The sequence below is a fragment of the Poseidonocella sedimentorum genome (assembly GCF_900116005.1).
Classification (GTDB): domain Bacteria; phylum Pseudomonadota; class Alphaproteobacteria; order Rhodobacterales; family Rhodobacteraceae; genus Poseidonocella; species Poseidonocella sedimentorum.
The window spans coordinates 32023-54025 of record NZ_FOYI01000016.1; the positions used below are offsets into that span (position 1 = coordinate 32023).

Below are 22003 nucleotides of genomic sequence, written 5' to 3' on the forward strand. Positions count from 1 at the left end.
CCGCCCCCGACCGACCGCGCCCGCCCCGCGCCCCGGGGCGCCGCGCAGGCCCCGCCCGCAAAGCGCCGCCGCAACTTGCGAGTCCGCCGCACGCCCCCGATCGGGCCGCCCGCGCGCCCGGAAGCGCGGGCGGGCGCGGCAAGCGCCGGCCAAGGGCCCGCTGCGGGCCCCTTGTCGTGAAAATTTTACGATAATCATTTCAGGTTGAGACCAAACCTTGCTATATGATTAAGCGTGCTCGAAAAGTTTGCCGAAGTGAGAGGCGTTTTCCAGTCTCTGAGTGCGTACTGTGAAGATAGGCTCTTTTTTATCCGGAGTTGTTTATGCCATTTGATAGTCAAGACACCGCATTGAAGATGAAGATTGGGGCTCAGCCCATGGCACTTGCCCACGTTACGCAACAACCTTTTCCGAAGCTTTCCTACGCCGCGATTGGCAAACGGGCCTTTGATGTGGCCCTGGTCCTGCTCAGCCTGCCCTTCGTGATTCCGGTGATCGCGCTGATGGCGCTGCTGGTCGCGCTCGACGGACATTCGCCCTTCTACACGCAAGCCCGGGTCGGCCGTCATGGCCGCCAGTTCCGGATGCTCAAGATCCGCACCATGGTCCACAACGCCGATGCGATGCTGGCGAAATGCCTCGAGCAGGACGCGGCGCTGCGCGCGGAATGGGACGCGACGCAAAAGCTCAAGAAGGACATGCGCATCACCCGCATCGGCCGCATCCTGCGCAAGACCTCGCTCGACGAGCTGCCGCAGCTCTTCAACGTTCTGACCGGCTCCATGTCGCTGGTCGGCCCGCGCCCGATGATGCCCTCCCAGGAAGAGCTCTATCCCGGCCGCAGCTACTACCGCCTGCGCCCCGGCATCACCGGCTTCTGGCAGATCTCGGACCGCAACCACTGCGATTTCCGCGACCGCTCCAAGTATGACGCCGTCTACGAGCGCGAACTGTCGCTGGTGACCGATCTTGCGGTCATGTGGCGCACCTTCTCGGTCGTGCTGCGCGGCACCGGCTACTGAGACCGGGCCGCCGCCACGGGCCCGGCCCGGGCGGCCCCCCACCCAAGTCTGCCGCTCAAATCTGCCACTCAGGCGACCGCTCAAGACAGTCTGACACAGCAGTCTCACCCTGATCCGGCGGCCTCGGGCGCGCCGTTTGCGTCATTTTCGGGGCCCCTTTTCAGGCGGCCAGCGCGGAAACGGCGGGGTAAAAACCGTGAGGGTTTGTCAAAAATCCTGTGTTTTCCATCACATCTCTTTTAAGATAGGTCCCCTATTAAGCGGTAGAAAGCACCCGGCGCTCTCCTGTAGACTCGCCTCAAACACGTTTTTTGGAAGGTTATTTCCCGTGACACTGCGCAATCTTGTCGTCTCGCTTCTTCTCTGCGTCTCCCTCGCGGCCTGCGACTCTCCGGAGGAAAAGGCCCAGGCGCATTACGAACGCGGGCTTGAGCTGCTCGCCGAGGGTGATACGGCGCGGGCGCGGGTCGAGTTCCGCAACGCGCTGCAGGAGGTCAACACGCTGATCGAGCCGCGGCTGGAGCTGGCCCGGCTGGAGCTGGAGGCCGGAGCGCTGCGGCCGGCCTATCGCGAATATCTGCGCGTGGTGGAACAGGACCCCGAGAACACCGAGGCGCTGGTCAACCTCGGCCAGATCAGCTTCCTGACCAACAGCTGGGAGACCTTCGACCGCTACGCCCCCGATGCCATCGCCAAGGCGCCCGACGATCCCGATGCGCGCATCCTCGCGCTGGCGACGCGCTACCGCGAGGCGGTTCAGGCCGAGGACAGCCCCGCGCGCAGCGCGATCGTGGCCGAGGCCGAGGCGATCGAGGCCGAGCGGCCCGACCATGAGGTCATCCGCCGGATACTGCTCGACGGCTATCTCGCCGATCTGCGCTTTGACGATCTGCTGGAGCAGCTCGACAAGGCCATCGCCGCCGATCCCGACGAGCGCAACTATTTCAATCTCAAGCTGCAGGTCCTCAGCCAGATCGGCGATGAGGCCGGGCTCGAAGCCCAGCTGCGCGAGATGGTTGAGATCTTCCCCGAAGACACCGCCGTGCAGGGCAACCTGCTGCGCTACCTGGTCTCGCGCGAGAAGATCGACGAGGCCGAGGCCTTCCTGCGCGCGCGGGTCGAGGCCGCCCCCGAGGGGGACGATGGCGCGTTCGTGAATCTGGTGCAGTTCCTGCTGCAACTGCGCTCGCCCGAGGTCGCCATGGCTGAGCTCGACAGCGCTGTCGCCGCGCGGCCCGAGGCCTATACCCTGCGCGCGCTGCACGCGTCGCTGCGCTTCGATGCGGGGGCCCGGGACGAGGCGATCGCCGATCTCGAGGAGATCATCGCCAGCGCCTCGGCGACGGATGAGGACGGGGCCGCGGCCCTGCCGGATGCGGATCTTGAAAACCTGCGGGTGACGCTGGCCAACATGCTGGCGCGCAACGGCAACGAGGTCGGCGCCCGGCGGCTGGTCGAGGAGATCCTGAACACCAATCCCGAAGTGGTGGGCGCGCTGAAGATGCAGGCGCGCTGGATGATCGCCGATGACCAGACCGACGAGGCGGTCAACGCGATGCGGCTCGCCCTGGCCAAGCAGGAGCGCGATTTCGAGGCGATGACGATCATGGCCGAGGCCTATCAGCGGGCCGGCAAGCAGGATCTGATGATGGATTTCCTCGCGCTCGCCGCCGAGGCCTCCAACAACGCGCCCGAACAGGCGCTGCGCTACGCCGCCGCCCTGCGCGCCGACGAGCGGCACCTGCAGGCCGAGACCGCCCTGATCAGCGCGCTGCGGCTGCAGCCCGACAATATCGACCTGCTCTCGGCCCTGGGCCAGGTCTATCTCCAGATCGATGATCTTTCGCGGGTGCGCCAGGTGGTCGATGCGCTGGAGAAGCTGGAGGATCCGCGCGCGGCAGGCATCGCCTCGAACTTCGAGATCGAGCTGATCGCCCGGGATTCCAGCGGCCGGACGGTGATTTCCCGCCTGCGCGAGCTTGTCGAAGAGGACGGCGAGGGCGACAGCGCGCGGATCGCGCTGATCCAGGCCCATATGCAGAGCGGCGAAGCGCAGGAGGCGCTGCGGCTGATCAACGATCTGATCGCCGAGAACCCCGAGAACATGACCTTCGTCTATTTCAAGGGGCTCGCCGAGGCCATGGCCGGCGAGATCGAGGCCGCGACGCAGACGCTGACCGAGCTGGTCGCGCAGGCGCCCGATGCCGATCTCGCCTGGATCCAGCTGGCGCGGATGCAAAGTGTGAGCGCGGGGAACGACGCCGTGGCCGAGACGCTCGACGCGGGCATCGCCGCCAACCCCGCCTCGCCGGATCTGCTCTGGGCCAAGGCCTCGCTGTTGCAGGAACAGGGCGATATCGACGGCGCGATCGACATCTATCAGCAGCTGTATGATACGGATTCCAGCTCGATGATCATCGCCAACAACCTCGCCAGCCTGCTCGCGACCTATCGCGAGGACGACGAGAGCCTTGAACGCGCGCGCCTCATCGCCCGGCGGCTCAACGGCACGACGATCCCCGCGCTGCAGGATACCTATGGCTGGATCCTGTTCCGGACGGGGGATGCGGAGGCGGCGCTGGATTATCTCGAACCCGCGGCCGAAGAGCTGCCGAAGGATGCCACCGTGCAGTTCCACCTCGGGGTCGTCTATGACGCGCTTGGCCGCAAGAGCGAGGCGCTGACGCAGATGCGGCGGGCGATTCAGGAGGTGGGCCCGCTGGGTTCGGCGGTCCTGACCGACGACATCAACGCCTATATCGCTGATCTGGAGGCCGCCGTGGCCGCCCAGTAGGCCCCTTGCGGCGCGCGCCCTGAACGCCCTCCGGGGAAAAGGGTTAACGCCCCAAGACTCTGATCTCAAAGCGCTTACACCCGGGGCGTTGAGGCGTTTTCCGCCCCAACGCCCCGGGCGTACGCACGGGTTGGAATTTCTTATCTTTGCTGATGGCTAGATGGTGCGGACGGCCGGGCTTCGCCGCGGGGAGGCTGCGGGCTGTGTGGGTGGCAGGGCGCTGTGAGGCGCCGTGCCGCTCGTGGTGAAGACGACAGTTCGTAACAAAAGGATCGAGAAATGACCGACAAGTTCAGCCAGTTTTCCGAAGGTCTGTCGAGCCCTCCGTCGCGCATGCTGGAGGTGACACCCGATGACAACGCCGATCTCCCGGTGGCGAGCCGCTGCTGCAACGTGACGACGTCGGGCACCCTGCGCATCACCACGGTGCACGGCGATACCGCGACCCTCTTCGTCGCGGCCGGGATCGCCTTCCCGATCCGCGCCCGGCGGATCTGGGCCACCGGCACCGACGCCACCGGCATCGTCGCGCTTTACTGATGAATATCAGCGTCAGCCTCGATCTGGGCAGCACCGGCACGATGGTCAGGCCCGGTGTTGTCACATTGATCCTCGACGGTCTCGTCGGGGAGGTCAGCCCCGCAGGCGGGGCGGCGGACCTTCGTGCGTCGCTCTCCGACGGCCGCCCGATCGACAGCCTGTCCTGGGGCGCGACGCCGCAGGGCGACGAATACGGGACCGGCCCGGCGCCGGCCTATACCGGCGCGGCAGATGGCACGCTGCTGTATGTCACCGCCTGGTCGGGCGGGGCCCGGTTCGAGACCACCGCGCCGATCGCCCAGACCGCGCTGGAAATCAGCGCCCAGCCCGCCCCCGTGGGGCCGCTGACGGTGGGCCAGGTGGTCGCGCTCGACACCGGCGCCGCAGGGCCCGGCGCAAGCGCGCGGATCGTGCTTCTGACGCTCGACGGTGTCGACCGGAGTGCTACCCTGTCCGGCACCAGCTGGGACAGCGCGGGCGAGGCCCCGGGCCTGCTGCGCTATCAGGTGGAGTGGACCAACAGTTTCGGCACGCGCCTGTCCGATGTGGTCGAGGTCGCGCTGGAGGCGGCGGCGTTCAGTGCCGCGCAGGTTCCCGCGATGGCCCCGATCTGGGACGGGCTCAGCCTGGAGCAGATGGACGGCTACGCCGAGATGGTCGCCCCGGAGAATTTCACCTCGCCGGCCGCGCCGATCGCCGATGTGGTGGTCAGCGTCCTTGGCGATGCCACCGCGCCAGACGCCCCGCTCGCCGAGGATCAGCAGGCGGGCTTTTCCGTCACGGTCACCGATACGCTCGGCAACAGTGCGAGCTTTGTCGCCGCGCCGGTCACGGTCGAATATGCCCTGCGCGCCCAGATCGTCGACGCCGATATCGAACTGGAGCGCAATCCGATTGCCGTCCGCGGCCTTCAGACGCTGGATTTCACCGGGTCGGACGCGCCCTATAACGGTGTCTATTCCCTCGATCTCGCGGACTACGTCACCCGCCCGATCCTCCTCGATACGGCGCCGATCTCCGGCATTCCGGTCATCGGTCAGGCGCTCACCGCGCCCGATGCGCTGGCGGTATCGGAAGGGTCCGACGGCGTGGAGAGCCGGGCCTACCAGTGGTATCGCTACGATCCGGCCATCGAAGGGCCGGAGGATCGCGTGGCGATCGCGGGCGCCGACGAGGCCGTCTACACGGTCGCGCCCGGCGATGCGGGCCTGTGCCTGCTGCGCGAAGAGACCGCGAGCGACAGTCTCGGCACGAGCGACGCCGCGCTGACGGCGCCGGTGGAGATCGCCACCACCGCGCTTGCCGACACGTTCACCGCCGCGAGCGGCACCGGGCTGGAAGCGCATTTGGGCGATACCGGCCACGGCTGGAGCCTCGCGCTTGGCAGCAATGTCGAGCCGGTTGTCTCCGGCGACGCGCTTGCCCTCAACGCCACCAGCGGCGGCAGCGTCTACTACCTTGCGGGGGGCGTGACCTTCGACGATGTCCGGGTCTCGACCGAGGTCTTCACCGGCACGGGCGGCGGCGCGGCGGGGATCGTCGCGCGGGCATCGGGCAGCGAGGACAGCTTCGGGGCCTATCTTGCGCGCTACAACCGGGCGATCGGTCGCGTCGATCTCTACGTGCTGGTCAACGGCACGGCGACCCTTCTGGCCCAGAGCGCCATCGTGGACGCCGAGGACAATGCGACCTATCCGCTGGTGCTCGAATGTGTCGGCGACAGCCTGAATGTGCAGTGGGACGGCATCACCGTGATCAGCCGCACCGACACCCGGCTGACCGGCCTTGGTTCGACCGGGATCTCACATTACCGTGGCGCCACCATGCGCCTGGACAATTTTTCAGCGGAGGCTCTGTGATGCCTGGAAGACGAGGTTTCATTTCCGGGCTGCTGTCCGGTACCGCGGTCACGATGACGCTTGGCAAATCCGCGGTCGCCCAGTTGAATTACCAGTCGCGCGCCTCGATGCTGGCGGCACCGGCGCCCGAACAGTGGACCCTGACGCCCGAGCCGAGCCTGACCGGCGATACCGCGCTGGTCGATCTGAAGGCCCTGCCCGTCGAGGAGGGCTACGAGCTCGAGGGCTTCCGCGTCCGGGTCAACGGGGTGGAGGAGCAGCCCCTGCGCTTCGCGACCCGCACCGGCAAGCCGCGCCACATCCGCATCCCCGCCACGGGGTCGGGCCATACGGTCGAGATCGCCTCGATCTGGCGCGATCCGGACGCGCGCGGCACCGATATCCGCGGCGCATGGTCCGCGCCCAAGAAGGTCGATCCGGCCCAGACCGACACGCCGAGCATCGAGATCTATTGCCACCGCACCTCGGGCACCGCGCCCGCCGGCTTCGTCTTTACCGCCGAGGTCTTCGGGTTCGGCTGTCTCAACCCGTCGCACGATCTTCACTGGGAGTGGAACTACGGCGATCCGGGCAGCACGCACAGACGCATGCGCCCGGATTTCGAGACCGTGCACGGGACAGGCGCCAACACCTCCTACGATCACGTGGGCGCCCATACCTATGAGACACCAGGGGTGTTCGATGTCACCCTGACCGTGACCGACCGCGCGGGCAACAGCGTCACCTCGGCCCCCTACCCGATCACGGTGTGGGATCCCGACGAGATCTTCAGCGGCACCAACACCATCGTGGTGGCTCCCAGCGGCATGACCGACATCGGTCCGCCCTTGTGTCGCTACGTGACCAGCCTGTCGGAGGCCAAACCCTACTGGACCAACACCGACGGCGCCTTCCGCATCCTGCTCGAACGCGGCTACAGCTATGATCTGACCCAACGACTCAACCGCCCCAACAAGATGCATATCGGCCCCTGCGGCACCGGGCCCGACCCGGTCATCACCGAGTCCCTGACCTATTTCTGGGGCGGCGGGGGCGAACTTGACTACGCGCTCTACGGTCTTGATTTCGTAGGCCACTATGATCCCTCCGATCCCGGTACGGTCCGCCCTGACGTGGCGGTGCGGATGCAGGGGCTCGACGATCTGACCGTGCACGACTGTTCGTTCAGCGGCTGGGGCATCGGCCTCTACCCCAGCGACGGGCTGAAATGGGTCATGTCGAGCTGCGCGATCACCAACTGGCTCGATTACGGCATCTTCCAGAGCGTCTCGGACCGCCATGCGGTCATCGGCTGTACCATCGCGCAAAACCCGATGACCCTGCGGGTGCACGACTACAAGGGGGCCAACCCCGAGGACGGTCGGTTCTACGCCGACCACGGCCCCTACCGGACCAACTACAACCGGGGCGACGCGGCGATCCTGCAAAGCGATCTCTTCAGCAGCAACAACTGGGGCTCGACCTCGGCGATCCAGCTGTGCATGCGCGTCAACGCGGTGGGCGATCCGGGCTATGCGCTCAACATCAGCCAGATCATGACCGAGGGCTCCAGCCTCAGCGTCGGGCCCACGGCGGGCACCACCGGCTCGCCCTTCATGGATCTCAAGATGTCAAAGTGCCTGCATGTGATTGCGTCCGGCGGGTTCATCTCGACCAACCACGGCGGGCTCATCGAAAACAACGTCGCCATCTACGGGGACCAGACCTCCGAAGGCTACGCCGTCGAGCAATACCTCAACGTGCGCGACGTGTTCGATCACGAGGCGCCGATCACCGCCGATTACTACCGCGAGCGGCCCAACAAGGGGCTGGCCTATGACTTCCCGGTGGTGCTGCGCAACAACACCTGCATCGACCTGCGGGGGGCGAGCGCGATCCCGTCCAACTTCGTGCCGACACGGTCGGCCGATTTCCGCGACGTGAGTTTCAGCGACAACCTCTTCCACGGGCCCAACGCGCCCGGGGTCGGGGCGGTGCCGGGGATCGATCTGACGCAGAAGTTCACCCCGCGCTATCTCGGGCGGCTCGCGCCGTTTGACGGGTTCGAGACGATCGACACCTCCTACAGCAACGAGGCCAACGGGTTCGTGCCGGCGCTGCTCAGCGGCTGTCCGGCGATCGGGACGGCCGAAGGCGCCACCGCGCTCGATGATTTCACCGGCACCCGCCGGGCCGAGATCCTCGCCGGGCTTTCCCGCGAGACCGCCTCGCCCGGGGCCTTCGAGCCCGCGCTCGAAAGCTGAGACCGCGCCCGTCTGACAGGACGACGCCAACGCCCCCCGGCCCGCAACGGCCGGGGGGTTTTGCGTCTTGCGGGGGGGGGACCGGCTCAGCCGGCGGCGCGCAGCCCGGCCCGTTCGGCCTCGATCTCGGCCACCGCGCGGGCCTTGCCCTTGAAAAGCGCCCGGCGCTGGTAGTCGCGGATGAAGGCCCGGAGCTCGGGGTCGTCAAGCTGCCGCTCGCCGCGCCACCAGGCCCCGAGATAGCCCTGCATCATCGCCAGCCCGCCCAGAACGTAGGGCCGCTCGGCCATGCGGAAGGCGCAGGTCGCGGCGTAGAACAGCGGATCGGAGCCCATGAACCACTGGCCGAACCCGTGGCGGCGCTTGCCCGTCCAGATCGAGGTCTGGCTGGAGCCCATGGGCCGCAGGTGCTCGAACCGCAGCTCCGGCTCGTCCCAGCTCACCGCGCGCCAGCCGCGCATCCGCGCCGTGTGACAGTCGATCGCGTCCCACATCACCTCGCGGACATAGCCGCTGATATCCTCGAAACACTCCCGCCGGTAGAACTTGGTCATCCCCACGCTCATCTCGTCGCCGCGCCGTTCGGAGACGAGCGCGCCGCCGTGGCGCACATAGGGCTTGCCCGAACAGGTCCCGATGCGGGGATCCTCGGCCATCCGCGCCATGAGGATCTCGAAGTAGCGTGGCGGCAGGTCGAGATCGAGATCGAGCTTGCAGGAGAAAGCATAATCGCCCGGATCGATCGTTGCGTAGCCCGCATAAAACGCCTCGATGACGCCCGGCCCCACGGCGCGATGCCCGCGGTCGGGCTTGGCCACGACGCGGATCCAGTCATGGGCGGCGGCATACTCGGCGAGGATCGCGGGGGTTTCGTCGGTCGAGCCGTCATCGACGATCACCCACAGCGCCGGGGTCACCGATTGCGCCACCACTGAGTCCAGCGTGCGGCGCATGTACCCGGCCTCATTGCGGCAGGGCGAGATGAGGACGTAGGACGTCGGTGCGGGGGTCGTCTCTGACATGAAAAGGCGCCTCTCTCTGCCCGTCACGGGCCTTTGACGATCCGCTCCTGATGGGCGGGATACCAGGTTTCGAGCGCCTCGGGCGCCATGGACCAGACCGCGCGCGCCTGGCGCCAGGCGGCGAAGGAGCCGCGCGACTGGGGCAGGCCGAAGCGGCGCATGCCCAGATCCTTGAGGAGGTCCACCGCCATCCGGTGGGCCATTCGCCGCCGGTAGGCACGTCGCGCCCAGCCCTGATCGGGGGCATGGCGGCGGAGCATCACCGCGAGGTTGAGCGAGAGCAGATAGGCCACCTGGTGCCGGTTGAGCCGGCCCGCGGCGCTCACGAAATGGTGCAGCTTGGCGGTGTGGCAGGTGAGCAGAAGGCCTGCGCGCGAGATCCGGTAGCTGCCGTCGAGATCCTCGATCGGGCAGTAATAGCGCAAGGCGGGCTCGAAGGGCGAGGCCAGCACCGCGCTGCGCCGGAAGGTCATCCGGAACCCCCCGAACAGCGCCGTCGGCACGACCTTGAACCCCGCGAGTTCCGGCGGCACCGCGCCTTCATGATAGGTCTTGTCATAGGGGATGAAGACGGCCGTCTTGTTCATCATCAGAAGCTTGCCCAGCACCCAATGCAGGAGCGCGGATTTCTTGCGCACCCCGTCGACGTTGATGTTGGTCTTCTGCGCGCCTTCGATCCCCTGCCCCGGCTGATGCGGCGATTCAGAGGCCTGGATCCCGGCCACCTTGCGCCCTGTATCGGCGGCATAGACCGCCATGATTTCCGCCGCGCAGTCGGGGTGCATCAGGGAATCGTCGTCGATCATGAAGAGGATATCGGCCTCGGCCGCGCGCGCCGCCTGGTTGCGCTGGACCGTGAGCGAGGGCGCCTCGCCCTGCATGTAGACCAGCCGCGTGTCGGGGCGGACGCGCGCCACGATCTCGCCGATCACCTCCGCGTGCTGGGCCCAGTCGGCGCTGGAATCGGCCACCACCACCTCGACCGGCGGCCAGCTCTGGGTCAGCGCCAGCTCGACACAGCGCCGGAGCACCTCCAGCCGGTCCTTGGTGGCGATGGTCAGGCCCCATGTCAGGGGGGGTGTCGGCGTGTCGGTTGCGGCCTCAGCCATCGGTCTCGCTCCCCTCGGATGGGCCCCGGGGCGCAAAGGGCGGGGGCCGCAGATGCGCGCCCGCGCGGCCCGCCATCAGCGTGGCCATGCGCGCGGCCTCGGTGCGGATGTCGAACTCCGCCGCGACCGTCTCGCGGCCCGCGGCGCCCATCGCGGCGCGGGCCGCGGGGTCGGCGGCCAGCGCGCGGATCCGGTCCATCAGGCTCTCGACGTCCCCCGGCGGGACCATGAACCCGGTCTCGCCATCGCGCACCAGCTCGCCCACCCCGGCGACCTGCGTGGCGATCACCGGGCGGCGGCTCGCCAGCGCTTCCATCAGCACCACGGGCACGCCCTCGGCGAAGCTCGGCAGCACGAAGATATCGGTCTTGGCCATTTCCGCCGCGACCTCGCCTTGCGACATGTAGCCGGTGAAGCGCACCAGATCGCCCAAGGGCGCGGCGGCGGCCTCGAGCCCCGCCCGGTCCGGCCCGTCACCCACCAGCGTGAGCCGCAGCCCCGGCATCTCGGGCGCGAGCCGTTTCACCGCCTCGAAGAGCACGCGGATCCCCTTGACCGGCGCGAGCCGGCCCACGAAGAGCAGCTCGGTGCGATCGTCTTTGGTTTGGCCGACCTCTTCCGCCACCTCTCCCGCCTCATAGCGCTCGGGGTGGACGCCGCAGTGGATGATGCGGATCTTGTGCCAATGCTCGGGGTCGGAGAAGAACATCACCTGACTGCGGGCGAAATGGCTGATCGTGGCGACGAAGCGCGCGCGCGCGACCTTCTCGGCCAGCGCCCAGCGGTAGGGCTCGAAGAGGTCGGCCGGCCCGTGCAGGGTGAAGCTGTAGGGGATGCCGGTGAGCTCGGAGGCGAGCATCGCCACGGTGGCGCTGCCGAAGACGAAATGGTTGTGCAGATGCCCGACCTTTTCGCGCTCCAGATGGCGGGCGAGGACGGTCGCCTCCAGAAAGAAGATGAGCTGGTAGAGCGTGGCCTTCAGTCCCGGCGAGCGGGTGGCCCAGGCCAGTTTGAGCGCGCGAAAGTACCGCCCCGGCCGGGTCAGGGCATAGCTTTGGGCCGCGAGGAGTTTCAGCGGGTTTTTCGCGGTGGCCAGCACGTGGAATGTGGCGCGGGCCTCGGCCTTTTCCTCGGGGCCCGGGTGCTGTTCGGGCGGGGTGCGCCGGATCGAACAGGTCAGCACCTCGGCCCCCAACTCGCGCAGGGCCGCGATCTCGCGCTGGATGAAGGTCAGCGAGACCTCGGGGTACTGGCCGGTGAGATAGGCGATGCGGGGCAGAGCCCCCTCGCCAGCCGTCATGATCCGGCCCTCGGGCCCGGTGTCTGCCTGTCCGTCCATGGATCAGCCTCGTGCGGAAAGGAGTTTCTGGAGCGTCCGCGGCAAGGCGGCGGGGCGCATGTAGGGGCGGTAGTCCGGCGCGTGGCGGCGGGTGGCTTCGGGCAGGGCGATGGGCGCGAAGCGGGTCTCGATGTCCTGGCTCGCGCCGTCGGGGCCGGCGCCCTGAATCGCGAGCGTCAGCTCGGTCAGGTGCAGCGTGAAGTCGGGCGGCGGGAACTGGGGCCGCTCGGTGCGGATCGCCTCGGCGAGCTCGGCAAGGCCGAGGCATTTGTCCTGCTGGCCGCGCTGCGCGGCGCGCAGCCGGGCGATCCATGTCTTGGGCGAAAGCGGGTTGCCGCCATCGCGGGGGATGCGGGTGTTGCCCGGGGGCGGGGCCGCCACCAGCGGCAGGCGCCGGCCGCCCACGCCAAAGAGGCTCTGGAGAATCGAATTGGTTCGCACGGCGCGCAAGTTGCGGGCCTTGAGCGAAAAATTCGTGAACGGCTCCAGCCGCACCGGGCAGGTATAGTCGCGGTAGGTGTCGGCCTCGAGCACGCCCTTCTCGCCGATGATGCGCATCCGGTGATCGGTGGGCGCGGCGATGGAACAGGTCAGCCGCCCCACCACGCCGCTTTCGAAATCGAGCGTGGCGACGGAGAAATCGGGCGTGTCGGCCGGGTCGAGCGGCTGGTCGGTCTTGTCCGGCAGCGTCACCTTGGAAAAGGCGGTGACCCGGCGGACGGGGCCGAAGAGCGCGCACATCCATGTCAGGTGATAGCCCGCGTGCTCCCAGGTGCAGCCCATCTCGTATTCATGAAGATACGGCCACGGCGCGCCGGAGCGGCTTGCCCATGTCTCGGGCTGGAGCAGGTAGACGGGGTTGTCGTCAAACTCGGCATAGACGATGCGCGGGGGCCCCACGACGCCATCCTCCACCGCTTTCCACAGGGTCTGGACCGTGGGCGAGAGCGCGTTGGACGGCGCGCAGGACAGGCGCAGGCCCCGCGCCTCGGCCAGCTCGGCCAGCGCGCGCGCCTCCGCCATCCCGGTGGTGAAGGGCTTTTCGGAATAGACATGCTTGCCCGCCTCCAGCGCCGCGCGGCTCACGTCGAAATGGCTGCCGATGGAGGTGAAATTGGCCACGATCTCGACCTCGGGATCGGCCAGAAGCGCCGCCGCATCGGGGTAGACATGCAGCCCGTAGAAGGCGCCCGCCTGCTCGGCGCGGGCCATGTTGCGATCGGCCAGCCCGGCGATCTCGATCCCCGGGTGGCGGCCGAGCGTGGTCATGTAGTGATCAAAGACATAGCCGCAGCCGATCACGCCGATCTTCATGCCTCGTCCTTTCCGGTTGCGCCCTGTGCCGGGGCCCATGCGGCGCGCGCCGCGTCGATGATGTCGAGCACCTCGGCGCTCTCCTGCGGGGTCATGCGCGGATCCTGCGTCCGGCCGGCGCGCACCGCCTCCATGACCGCTTCGGCCTCGTGGCGATAGCCGTTGCCGGCAAAAGGCGCGCGGATCGCGGCGGGCGGGCGGATCAGCCCGCGCAGCCGCGCCAGCGCCCCCGAGAGCTTCAGCCCCGCCCCGCTCTCGCGCAGCCCTTCGAGCCGCCGCGGCCCCCCGGGCCCGGCCGAGCCGGGATGCGCCGGGTGCAGCCGCGCGCCGGTGGGCCGCCAGACGGGGCCCTGAATTTCCAGCGTCGCGGCGGTGCCGTAGATCCATGTGCCCGGATGGCCATTGGCGCGCAGGCTCGCGCGCAAGGACGAGAGCGCGCCGTTTTCGTGGCGCAAGATCAACAGGCTGTCCTCATCCACCCCGGTCGCGCCGATCCGGCCCAGGGTGCGGAGCTCGGCCACCGGGCCAAGCAGGAACCGCGCGAGCGAGAGCGGGTAGATCCCGCGGTGCAAGAGCGCGCCGCCCGCCTGGGCCGGGTCAAACAGGCTCACCCCCGGCTCGGGCCGGTTGGCCACCATGAACTGGCCGTCGAGCCCGCGGATCTCGCCAAGCGCGCCCGCCTCGATCCGGGCCTTGAGCGCGCCGGGCAGGGGTTGGAACCGGGTCCACATGGCCTCCATGCAGAAGACCCCGGCGGCGTCTGCGGCCGCCGCGATGCGCCGGGCGGCGGCGGCATCGGGGGCGAGCGGCTTTTCGATCAGCACGGCCTTGCCCGCGCCGATCGCCATGAGCGCATGGGCCTCGTGCAGCGCGGCGGGCGTGGCGATATAGACCGCCTCCACATCCGCGCGCAGGGCGGTTTCATAGTCGGGCGCGGCCTGCCCCACCCCCAGATCGGCGGCAAAGCGGCGGGCGTTCTCGGCGCGGCGCGAGGCGACCACATGCAGCGCCTCCGGCCCGGCCACGGCGCGCAGATCCCGCGCGAATTTGCGCGCGACACCGCCTGTCCCGAGAATGGCCCAGCGGAACGGGCGGGCCTGAGGCTGGGCTTGGGTCATGGCTGTGTGGGGTGTCTTTCGCAAAAGGGGTCTGGTGAAGGGCTCGCGCCGGTGCAATTGCCCCGAACTCTATAGAAGACCGGCGCAGGTTCAACAGCCGAGCACGCCCCGGACCGGGTCCGCCAGCCCGGGCCCCGGCGGCTGCTCCTCTGCTGGGCAGAGGGGCCCCGAAACGGCGCGCCGGGAGGGCCGGGCGAATCATGCGGCCCCGGCCCGGGGGGGGGGCTGGATGCCTGTCGCCATGCGAAAAATGCACTTTGCGCCGCCCTGCCCGAGGTTGTGCCCGAATAGCGGGCAAGGCGCGGCGGGCGACGCGTGATTCCCTGCAATTTTACGGTTTTGCCATCGATTCAACTGCTTACAATTTATGCAAACCCGACGCATAATTGCAGAACCGTGAACGGTGTTCGCCTCAAGCGGGTATTGTCGCCGGCCACCCCCGAAAAAAATCATGCTGCGTTGCCGAAAGGTTAAGAACTGGTTGATGCGGGTCGGGGGATTTGATAGTTTAAATCCACACGGAGCGCGGGGTGCGTTGTCCGAAGTGAAAGTAATAAGCCGGTAAGCGGTAAAACGTATAGGAAACCACTATGAACCTTTTGAAAACTCTCACGGCCAGTGCCATTATCGCGCTCAGCGCGGGCGCTGCCTCGGCTGCAACCATCATCTACGCCGACAGCGTCATCTCCTCCACCGACAGCGATGTGAGCGATGGCATCTCGACCGGCGGTTCCCGGACCGACATCGACAACGCGCTCGGCGCGCCTGATGGCCGCTTCTTCTCCATCGGCCTCGGCCAGGAAATCGTTCTCGGCTTCAGCGGCCTCGGCGGCGTCAAGGCCACCGTTTGGGAAGTGACCTTCGGCGATGTCGCCAAGCACGTCGAAACCGCAGACGTCTTTGCAGTCCTCGGCGGCGTTGCAACCTACATCGGCTCGGTCTCCAACAACGCAGGCTCCGCAAGCGCATCTGGTGAAACCCTGAGCTTCACCGGCCAACTCGACTCGATCAAGATCGTCGACACCTCGCCTGTCGGCGGTGGTTCGCTCGATGGCTTCGACGTCGACGCCGTTGGCGTCCAGGCGGTTCCGCTGCCCGCGTCCGCGCTGCTCCTGATGGGCGGCCTCGCCGGCTTCGGCGCCCTGCGCCGCCGCAAGGCAGCCTGAGCCCAGCTCTCGCGACGAAAATCCAGCCCCCCGCGGCTGACAGATCCTGCCCTTCGGGGCAGGATTTTTTTATGCGCCGTTTACGGGCACCGCCCCCCGGGGCCGCTGCGCCCGTCGCGCGTCTTTACCAGAACCCCGCGCCCCGCCCGCGCCACATGCGCAGGCTCGCCCGCAGATAGACCAGACCATCCAGCCCGGTGCCCGCCAGCGCGATCACCAGCGGTTTCAGCCCGCGCGCGCCCTGGCGGCGGAACCGGGTGAGGCGATTGGTGGCGAAGCTGAACGGCACATAGCCATAGGGCCGGCGCGGCAGCTCGGCGTCGAGCCGCGCCGGGAGCCAGCCCTCCTCCTGCGCCGGGCCGCGCAGGACCGCGCCGAGCGCCTCGCCCCGCAGCCCCTCGCGGTTGAAATAGCCGTAAAGCGCGGCGTTGATCGCGCTGCCGACCACGAGCCGGGTCTGGTGGTGCAGCAGCTCGCCGACGCCCCGGATCGACTCGTAGACATGAAACACCGCCGGGTCGCCGTCGATCCGCGTGAAATCCTCCGGCCCGGTGAACAGATCGGTCAGCACCATCGCCCGCACGAATCCATCCTCCACCGGCAGGCCCGCGGGCAACGCCATGCGCCGGGCGAGCCCCGCGCGCATCATGTAGAGCTGGCCGCAGATCGAGCGGCGGAAATCGGTGAGCCCGTCCCCGGCCGAGGCGATGAGCCGCGCGACCGGGCCGACATCGAGCTTGAAATGGGTCACATCCTTGACCGGCCGGCTGACAAAGACCTGCAACTCGGGCCGGGCGATGAGCGCCGCGGCCATGCGCTCCAGCGTATCGGGCGCGGGCAGGAGGATATCGGCATCCATGAACCCGACGAGATCGGCCTCGGGCCGGGCGCAGTCGCGCAGAAAGCGGGTCACGGTGCGCGATTTGCCGCCCTGGGGGAAATCATGGATCACGATCCGCGCGCCCATCGCCTCGGGCAGCGCGGCGCGGGCGGCCTCGGCGGCGGCGGCTGTCCCGTCGGTGCAGCCATTGGCCAGCACGAGCACGCGCAGATCGATGCCCTCCGCGTCAAACAGGCTCTGGCGCGTCAGCTCGGCGAGGAGCCGGGGCAGCGTCTGTGCCTCGTTATGGGCGAAAATCCCGATATCGAGCCGGATCGCCCCGCCGTTCTGCGTCATGGCCGCGCCCCTTCATGCGTTTACGACAAACTCACAACATCATGATCTGATGCGGCCAATGGGTTGTATTCCCGGCCACTTCTTTTCTAGGTGAGCTTGGCGTAACAAGGTAGCCATAGCTTGCGTTTATTTGAGGACATGGAATGTCGGTCACAGGTTCCCTCGCTCATCCCGCGGCCGGTCCGCGCGATTTCGCTTCCTGGGGAGTGTTCTGGTTCCTGATCGCCCTGATCGGCGCCGGGGTGTTTTTCGCCGACGGGCTCGACGCGCTCTTGCGCGCCTGGAGCCTGCCGGAATACAGCCACGGGCCGCTGATCCCGATCCTGTCGTTGCTGCTCTTCCTGCGCCACTTGCGTCAGGTGCCCGCCGAGCCGGGCCCCAAGCGCGACCGCTGGCCGGGGGTGGCCGTCATCCTGCTGTCGATCGCGCTCGCGACCCTGGGCAAGCTGGCCAATATCTCCGATCTGGTGGCCTATGCCACGATCGTCTGGACGGCGGGCATCCTTCTGGTGAGCTTCGGCTGGCGCACGGGCTGGGTCTTCTGGCCCTCGGTGCTGCACCTGGTCTACATGCTGCCGCTGCCCGGCGTGGTTTACTACAAGCTCTCGACCTCGCTGCAATATATCTCCTCCGAGCTCGGCGTCTGGATGCTTCAGGCGCTCTCGGTGCCGGTGTTCCTCGAAGGCAACATCATCGACCTCGGCGTGCTCAAGCTGCACGTGGCCGAGGCCTGTTCGGGGCTGCGCTACCTGTTCCCGATCCTGAGCTTTTCCTACATCTTCGCCGTGCTCTATCGCGGCCCGGGCTGGCAAAAGGCGGTGCTGCTGATCTCGGCTGTGCCGATCACGGTGCTGATGAACTCGGTGCGGATCGCGGTGGCGGGGCTGCTGGCGGATCGGCTCGGGGTCGAATGGCTCGAAGGCTTCACCCATTTCTTCGAAGGCTGGGTGATCTTCCTGATCTGTATCGTGCTGCTCTTCGGGCTGGCCTGGATCATGCTGCTGATCAACCCCAAGAAGATGAGCCTCTCCGAAGCGCTCGATCTGGAAACCGAGGGCATGGCGGCACAGGTCTGGCGGCTGGGCTATCTGCGGCCCTCGCCGGCGATGATCGCGACGGCTCTGGCGATGGTTCTGGCGGTGGGCGCGATGGCGCTGATGCCCGAGCGCGAGAGCGGCCGCATCGCCCGCGACGGCTTTGCCACCTTCCCGCGCACGCTCGGCGCCTGGGAGCAATCGGGCCCGCCGGAGATCCTGAGCCCCGATGTGGCGCGCACGCTCGGCGCCGATGATTACCGCTCCGTCACCCTGATCCGCCCCGGCGCTGCGGCCACGGTCGGGTTCTTCTCCGCCTGGTACGAAGACCAGAGCCGCGGCGGGGTCCACAGCCCCGAGATCTGCCTGCCCGGCGCGGGCTGGGAGATCGCCTGGCTGGAGCGGACGGACGTGGCCCCCCGTCTCGGGCTCGACACCGATTTCAACATCAACCGCGCGATCATCCAGAAGGGCGAGACCCGGATGATGGTGTATTACTGGTTCGACCAGAAGGGCCGGAAGATCGCCTGGGATTTCGCCGCCAAGTTCTACCTCATGGTCGATGGCATCCGCACCGGGCGCACCGATGGCGCGCTGGTCCGGCTGACGACGCTGATCCGCCCCGAAGAGACCGACGCCGCCGCCGAGGCGCGGCTGATGGAGGTGCTGGGGGAGGTGCGCGGCGTGCTGCCGCGTTTCATCCCCTGAGATGGCGCGCCCGCCGCGGCTCTGTCTGCCTGCCGGGCGCGCAGCCGCCGCCCGGGCCCCCGCGCCCGCGCCCCGGGGCGAGAGAAATCGCTTGCCTCCGGGCTCCGTTCCCCTAACCCCTTGAGCTGATCGATGCCCCGGGCGCGCGCCCGGCTGTGCGCCCCTGCCCCTGCGTCGAAGGATGACACGCCATGACCTCCCCCGCTTCGGACGCACCGGCCCAGATGGCCGAAATCTCCGTCATCATCGTCAATTACGGCACCGCCGATCTCACTATCGAGAGCGCTCAAAGCGTGCTCGGTCATGATCACGGTGGGCGGCGGGTGGATGTGCATATCGTCGACAATGCCTCGCCGGGCGATGACGCGGCCCGGCTGGAGGCGGCCTTCGGCGGGCCGGAACATGCGGGCCGGGTGACGCTTTATCTCGAGCCCGACAACCACGGCTTCGGGCGCGGCAACAACCTCGTGATCCGGGCACTGGCCGAGCGCCCCACCCCGCCCGCATTCGTCTTCCTGCTCAACCCCGATGCGCGGCTCGACAACGAGGCCGTCGACATCCTCGCCAGCGCGCTGGAGGCCGAGCCGCGCGCCGGGGCCGCCGGGGCGGGGATCGCGCTGCCCTCGGGCGAGGCCGTCACCGCCGCCTTCCGCTTCCCCTCGGCCGCGGGGGAGTTTTCCCGCGCGCTGAATTTCGGCCCCGTCGACCGGCTCCTGAACCGCGCGCGCGTGGCGCTGCCGCCCGATCATCCGGAGGGGCCGGTGGACTGGGTCGCGGGCGCGGCGGTCATGTTCCGCTGGTCGGTACTGGAAGAGCTTGAGGGCTTCGATCCGGCGTTTTTCCTTTATTTCGAAGAGGTTGAGCTGATGCACCGGATCGCGCGGGCCGGCTACCAGACGCTCTATGTCCCGCGCGCGCAGGTGATTCACGCCGAGGGCGCCGCGACCCAGGTGCGCAGCGGCGAGGCCCGCAGCCGCCCGCGCCCGGCCTATTGGTACCACTCCTGGCGCCACTATTACGCCAAGACTTACGGGCGCGCGGGCGCGCTGCTGGCCGCGCTCTCATGGATGCTGGGGGCCGCGCTCAACCGCGGGCTCGCCGCCCTGCGCCGGCAGGTCCCGCGCGCGCCGCAGCGGTTCTTCGGCGACATGACGCGCGAGGTGCTGCGCCCGCTGATCTCGGGGCGCGCGCTGCTCTCCCCGCCGGGCGAGACAGAGGACGGCGCGGCAAAGGAAACCCTCTGCGCCCGCGCCGCCGAAGACCCCCGCTTCGCCCCCAACCCGGGCACCGAAAACGCCAACCCCCCCGGCCTTGGCTTCCGCGCGCTGGTGGCCGAGGATTTCCGCACCCACGGGCGCGACTGGGGCGCGCAGGGGTTCTGGGCGCTCTTCTGGCACCGGTTCGGCAACTGGCGGATGGGGGTGCGCTCGCGGCTGCTGCGCGCGCCGCTGACGCTGCTATACCGGGCGATGGCCAAGCGCTGCGAGATCCGCGGCGGCATCATGCTGCCCTATACCGTCCGGGTCGGGCGGCGGGTCAAGCTGGAGCATTTCGGCGGCATGGTGCTGGTGGCGCAATGGATCGGCGATGACGTGACCCTGCGCCAGAACACGACGCTGGGCATCCCCGACACGGGGCGGCTGCAGGATCGCCCGGTGATCGCCGATGGCGCCGACATCGGCGCGGGCGCGGTGATCCTCGGCGCGGTGCTGGTGGGCGAAGGCGCGGTCATCGGGGCCAATGCGGTGGTGCGGCGCGACGTGCCGCCCGGCGCGGTCGCCGGCGGCGTGCCCGCGCGCATCCTGCGGGAGGGGCCGGGCGGCTGAACCCCCCCGACCTTCTGCACCCCCCGACCTTGGCCCCCCGAGTTGCACAACTCTGGGGCAATCGCCCCGCCCCGACCCCGCGCGCCGCGCCTCCGTAGTCTTGCCCTCTTGGCACCATCCGCCCGACGCGGCATTCTGATCTCAATATCCTCGACTTCTGTTGCCCTGCGCCACCACCGAGGATTGCTGCCTGTGATCCACATCAAGCACCTCCCGGCCATCTTTCGCAAACAGATGCGCCAACTCTCCCGGCCCCGCCGCACGGGCGTGCGCGTCTACGGGCTGGGCGCCTCCAAGACCGGAACGCACACGCTCTCGGAGATGTTCGACTCCCGCGTCCGCTGCGGCCACGAGGCCGACGCCAACCGGCTGATCCCGCGCATCCTGCACAAGGCCGAGACCGGCGACGGCGCCCCGCTCAACCGGGTCTTGCGCCTGCGCGACGCGCTGCGCGGGCTCAAGATCGACAGCTCCTCGGTCAACGCCTACCTGATCGACGAGTTGCTCGCGCTCTTCCCCGACAGCCGCTTCATCCTCACGGTGCGCGCGCCGGGGCTCTGGCTGCGCTCGATGGTCGACCACAGCGTGCTGCACGATCCGACCGAGGCCTGGAAACGCTTCCGCACCTGGCGCTTCGGCCCCCGCTCGGGCCACCCGCCCGAAGAGGCCGCGCTGGCCGCCGCCGGGCTCTACCCGATCTCGGCCTATCTGGGCTACTGGCAGCAATCGGTGGGCGCGGCGCTTGACAAGGTTCCGCCGGCGCAGCTTCTGATCCTGCGCACCGAGGAGATCGGCCCCCGCGCGGCCGAGATCGCCGCCTTCTGCGGGCTGGAGCCGGGGCCCGCCCCCAAGACGACCCACGCCTATGCCACCAGAGTCCGCTCGGGCCTGCTTGACGGGCTGGAGGACAGTTACCTGGAGGGCCTGCTGGAGCGCGAAACCGGCCCCCTCGCCCGCCGCGCCCTGCCCGGCTGGAGCGCCAAGGCAGACATCGCCCGCCTGCGCGCCCCAAAACCCGCCAAGGCCCCCGCCTGAGAGGGCGCCCCGCTGCCTGCTGCTATTCGCGCAACGGCGCGCCAAACCCGCCGCCGTCCGGGGCCCTGCTCTTTTCCGGCGCCATGGCTACACCCCGGTGGATCTCTGGCGCGGGCTGTAGCGCAGTTGGCGGCCGAAATCGTTGAAGGGTTTCTCGATCCACAGGTAGCTCAGCCACGAGACCAGCAGCGTCACCGGCACCAGCAGCCCCAGCAGCAGCGCCGCGCCGAGCCAGCCCTGGGAGAGGCCGAGCATGTGCAGCAGCCGCACCAGCAGCACGATCAACAGCATGTGCGACAGGTAGACCGAATAGCTCATCCGGCCCAGCCAGAGCGTCGGCCGCGCGGTGAGGATGCGCGATCCGAACCCGGCCAGCGCATTGCCGCCCATGTGCCAGGCGCAGATCGTCCACATGCTCCAGTACCAGACGCCGTAGGGTAGCAGCCATTTGCGCTCCAGCACCGAAAGGGTCAGCACAAGGCCCAGAGCGAAGAGCGCCGCAACGACCCCCCGCGAGAGCCGCCAGCCCGCGCCCATGGCCCGGTCGAGCGCCAGGGCCGAGAGGATGCCGAGCGCGAATTTCTCAAGATGCAGCCCGAGGAAGCCGCGCGGCGCGATGTAGCCCCCCGCCCCGCCGGCCAGCGCAAGGAGCGCCCCGCAGAGCGCCGCCGACAGGAGGAGACGCCCCCCCCCCCCC

At 68.5% G+C, this 22003-nt stretch carries 15 protein-coding genes and 1 pseudogene; 9 read left to right on the plus strand and 7 right to left on the minus strand.

Annotated elements, in window-relative coordinates; genetic code table 11:
* Positions 1–377: 377 nt before the first annotated feature.
* The 5 genes from BM353_RS15495 (at position 378) to BM353_RS15515 (ending at position 8458) form a co-directional block, all read left to right on the plus strand.
* Positions 378–1022, plus strand: a complete 645-nt coding sequence (locus BM353_RS15495) for a sugar transferase (RefSeq protein ID WP_092082483.1) — start codon at positions 378–380, stop codon at positions 1020–1022.
* A 328-nt stretch (positions 1023–1350) separates the two neighbouring features.
* Positions 1351–3816: a tetratricopeptide repeat protein gene (locus tag BM353_RS15500; protein ID WP_092082485.1), complete on the plus strand. Its 2466-nt coding sequence runs from the start codon at positions 1351–1353 to the stop codon at positions 3814–3816.
* A 279-nt stretch (positions 3817–4095) separates the two neighbouring features.
* The gene (locus BM353_RS15505; RefSeq protein WP_092082487.1) at positions 4096–4356 is read left to right on the plus strand and encodes a spike base protein, RCAP_Rcc01079 family; all 261 of its coding nucleotides are present in this window, start codon (positions 4096–4098) and stop codon (positions 4354–4356) included.
* Positions 4356–6215 carry a hypothetical protein gene (locus BM353_RS16995; protein ID WP_092082489.1) on the plus strand — a complete coding sequence of 620 codons (1860 nt, stop codon included), beginning with the start codon at positions 4356–4358 and terminating at the stop codon, positions 6213–6215. Before BM353_RS15505 ends, BM353_RS16995 begins: the two co-directional genes overlap by 1 nt.
* Positions 6215–8458: a PKD domain-containing protein gene (locus tag BM353_RS15515; RefSeq protein WP_177220574.1), complete on the plus strand. Its 2244-nt coding sequence runs from the start codon at positions 6215–6217 to the stop codon at positions 8456–8458. Before BM353_RS16995 ends, BM353_RS15515 begins: the two co-directional genes overlap by 1 nt.
* 86 nt (positions 8459–8544) lie before the next feature.
* On the opposite strand, the gene BM353_RS15520 is transcribed toward BM353_RS15515, so the two are convergent.
* The 5 genes from BM353_RS15520 to BM353_RS15540 are packed head-to-tail and all read right to left on the minus strand — an operon-like array spanning position 8545 to position 14360.
* On the minus strand, positions 8545–9480 hold the full coding sequence (locus BM353_RS15520) for a glycosyltransferase family 2 protein (protein WP_092082493.1): 936 nt from the start codon (positions 9478–9480) through the stop codon (positions 8545–8547).
* 23 nt (positions 9481–9503) lie between these two features.
* The gene (locus BM353_RS15525; protein WP_092082495.1) at positions 9504–10589 is read right to left on the minus strand and encodes a glycosyltransferase family 2 protein; all 1086 of its coding nucleotides are present in this window, start codon (positions 10587–10589) and stop codon (positions 9504–9506) included.
* Complete coding sequence (locus BM353_RS15530) at positions 10582–11889, minus strand: glycosyltransferase (protein ID WP_092082517.1); 1308 nt, start codon at positions 11887–11889, stop codon at positions 10582–10584. The genes BM353_RS15525 and BM353_RS15530 overlap by 8 nt, the downstream gene beginning before the upstream one ends.
* A 42-nt stretch (positions 11890–11931) precedes the next feature.
* A complete protein-coding gene (locus BM353_RS15535; protein ID WP_177220575.1) occupies positions 11932–13242 on the minus strand; it encodes a Gfo/Idh/MocA family protein in 1311 nt (436 codons plus the stop codon).
* Positions 13239–14360, minus strand: a complete 1122-nt coding sequence (locus BM353_RS15540; RefSeq protein WP_092082499.1) for a Gfo/Idh/MocA family protein — start codon at positions 14358–14360, stop codon at positions 13239–13241. The genes BM353_RS15535 and BM353_RS15540 overlap by 4 nt, the downstream gene beginning before the upstream one ends.
* A gap of 590 nt (positions 14361–14950) precedes the next feature.
* Between BM353_RS15540 and BM353_RS15545 the strand changes: the two genes are divergently transcribed.
* Positions 14951–15526, plus strand: a complete 576-nt coding sequence (locus BM353_RS15545) for a VPLPA-CTERM sorting domain-containing protein (protein WP_092082501.1) — start codon at positions 14951–14953, stop codon at positions 15524–15526.
* A gap of 124 nt (positions 15527–15650) precedes the next feature.
* Here the strand turns inward: BM353_RS15545 and BM353_RS15550 are convergent, their stop codons facing one another.
* The gene (locus BM353_RS15550) at positions 15651–16703 is read right to left on the minus strand and encodes a glycosyltransferase family 2 protein (RefSeq protein ID WP_092082503.1); all 1053 of its coding nucleotides are present in this window, start codon (positions 16701–16703) and stop codon (positions 15651–15653) included.
* A gap of 143 nt (positions 16704–16846) precedes the next feature.
* On the opposite strand from BM353_RS15550, the gene xrtD reads away from it, so the two are divergent.
* The 3 genes from xrtD (at position 16847) to BM353_RS15565 (ending at position 21306) form a co-directional block, all read left to right on the plus strand.
* The gene (gene xrtD, locus BM353_RS15555) at positions 16847–18445 is read left to right on the plus strand and encodes a VPLPA-CTERM-specific exosortase XrtD (protein ID WP_092082505.1); all 1599 of its coding nucleotides are present in this window, start codon (positions 16847–16849) and stop codon (positions 18443–18445) included.
* 191 nt (positions 18446–18636) lie between these two features.
* On the plus strand, positions 18637–20271 hold the full coding sequence (locus BM353_RS15560; RefSeq protein ID WP_092082507.1) for a glycosyltransferase family 2 protein: 1635 nt from the start codon (positions 18637–18639) through the stop codon (positions 20269–20271).
* Between the two features lie 234 nt (positions 20272–20505).
* Entirely contained in the window at positions 20506–21306 is an 801-nt protein-coding gene (locus BM353_RS15565; protein WP_143104199.1) for a sulfotransferase, read from the plus strand.
* A gap of 87 nt (positions 21307–21393) precedes the next feature.
* Here BM353_RS15565 and BM353_RS17000 read toward each other — a convergent pair.
* Positions 21394–22003, minus strand: a pseudogene (locus BM353_RS17000) (hypothetical protein); the annotation flags it as partial.

Excerpts from the sequence above, each read along its gene's own strand:
- BM353_RS15495 (WP_092082483.1), top strand. The coding sequence starts at position 378 with ATGGCACTTGCCCACGTTACGCAACAACCTTTTCCGAAGCTTTCCTAC.
- BM353_RS15505 (WP_092082487.1), top strand. The coding sequence starts at position 4,096 with ATGACCGACAAGTTCAGCCAGTTTTCCGAAGGTCTGTCGAGCCCTCCG.
- BM353_RS16995 (WP_092082489.1), top strand. The coding sequence starts at position 4,356 with ATGAATATCAGCGTCAGCCTCGATCTGGGCAGCACCGGCACGATGGTC.
- BM353_RS15515 (WP_177220574.1), top strand. The coding sequence starts at position 6,215 with ATGCCTGGAAGACGAGGTTTCATTTCCGGGCTGCTGTCCGGTACCGCG.
- BM353_RS15520 (WP_092082493.1), bottom strand. The coding sequence starts at position 9,480 with ATGTCAGAGACGACCCCCGCACCGACGTCCTACGTCCTCATCTCGCCC.
- BM353_RS15525 (WP_092082495.1), bottom strand. The coding sequence starts at position 10,589 with ATGGCTGAGGCCGCAACCGACACGCCGACACCCCCCCTGACATGGGGC.
- BM353_RS15530 (WP_092082517.1), bottom strand. The coding sequence starts at position 11,889 with ATGACGGCTGGCGAGGGGGCTCTGCCCCGCATCGCCTATCTCACCGGC.
- BM353_RS15535 (WP_177220575.1), bottom strand. The coding sequence starts at position 13,242 with ATGAAGATCGGCGTGATCGGCTGCGGCTATGTCTTTGATCACTACATG.
- BM353_RS15540 (WP_092082499.1), bottom strand. The coding sequence starts at position 14,360 with ATGACCCAAGCCCAGCCTCAGGCCCGCCCGTTCCGCTGGGCCATTCTC.
- BM353_RS15545 (WP_092082501.1), top strand. The coding sequence starts at position 14,951 with ATGAACCTTTTGAAAACTCTCACGGCCAGTGCCATTATCGCGCTCAGC.
- BM353_RS15550 (WP_092082503.1), bottom strand. The coding sequence starts at position 16,703 with ATGACGCAGAACGGCGGGGCGATCCGGCTCGATATCGGGATTTTCGCC.
- xrtD (WP_092082505.1), top strand. The coding sequence starts at position 16,847 with ATGTCGGTCACAGGTTCCCTCGCTCATCCCGCGGCCGGTCCGCGCGAT.
- BM353_RS15560 (WP_092082507.1), top strand. The coding sequence starts at position 18,637 with ATGACCTCCCCCGCTTCGGACGCACCGGCCCAGATGGCCGAAATCTCC.
- BM353_RS15565 (WP_143104199.1), top strand. The coding sequence starts at position 20,506 with ATGCGCCAACTCTCCCGGCCCCGCCGCACGGGCGTGCGCGTCTACGGG.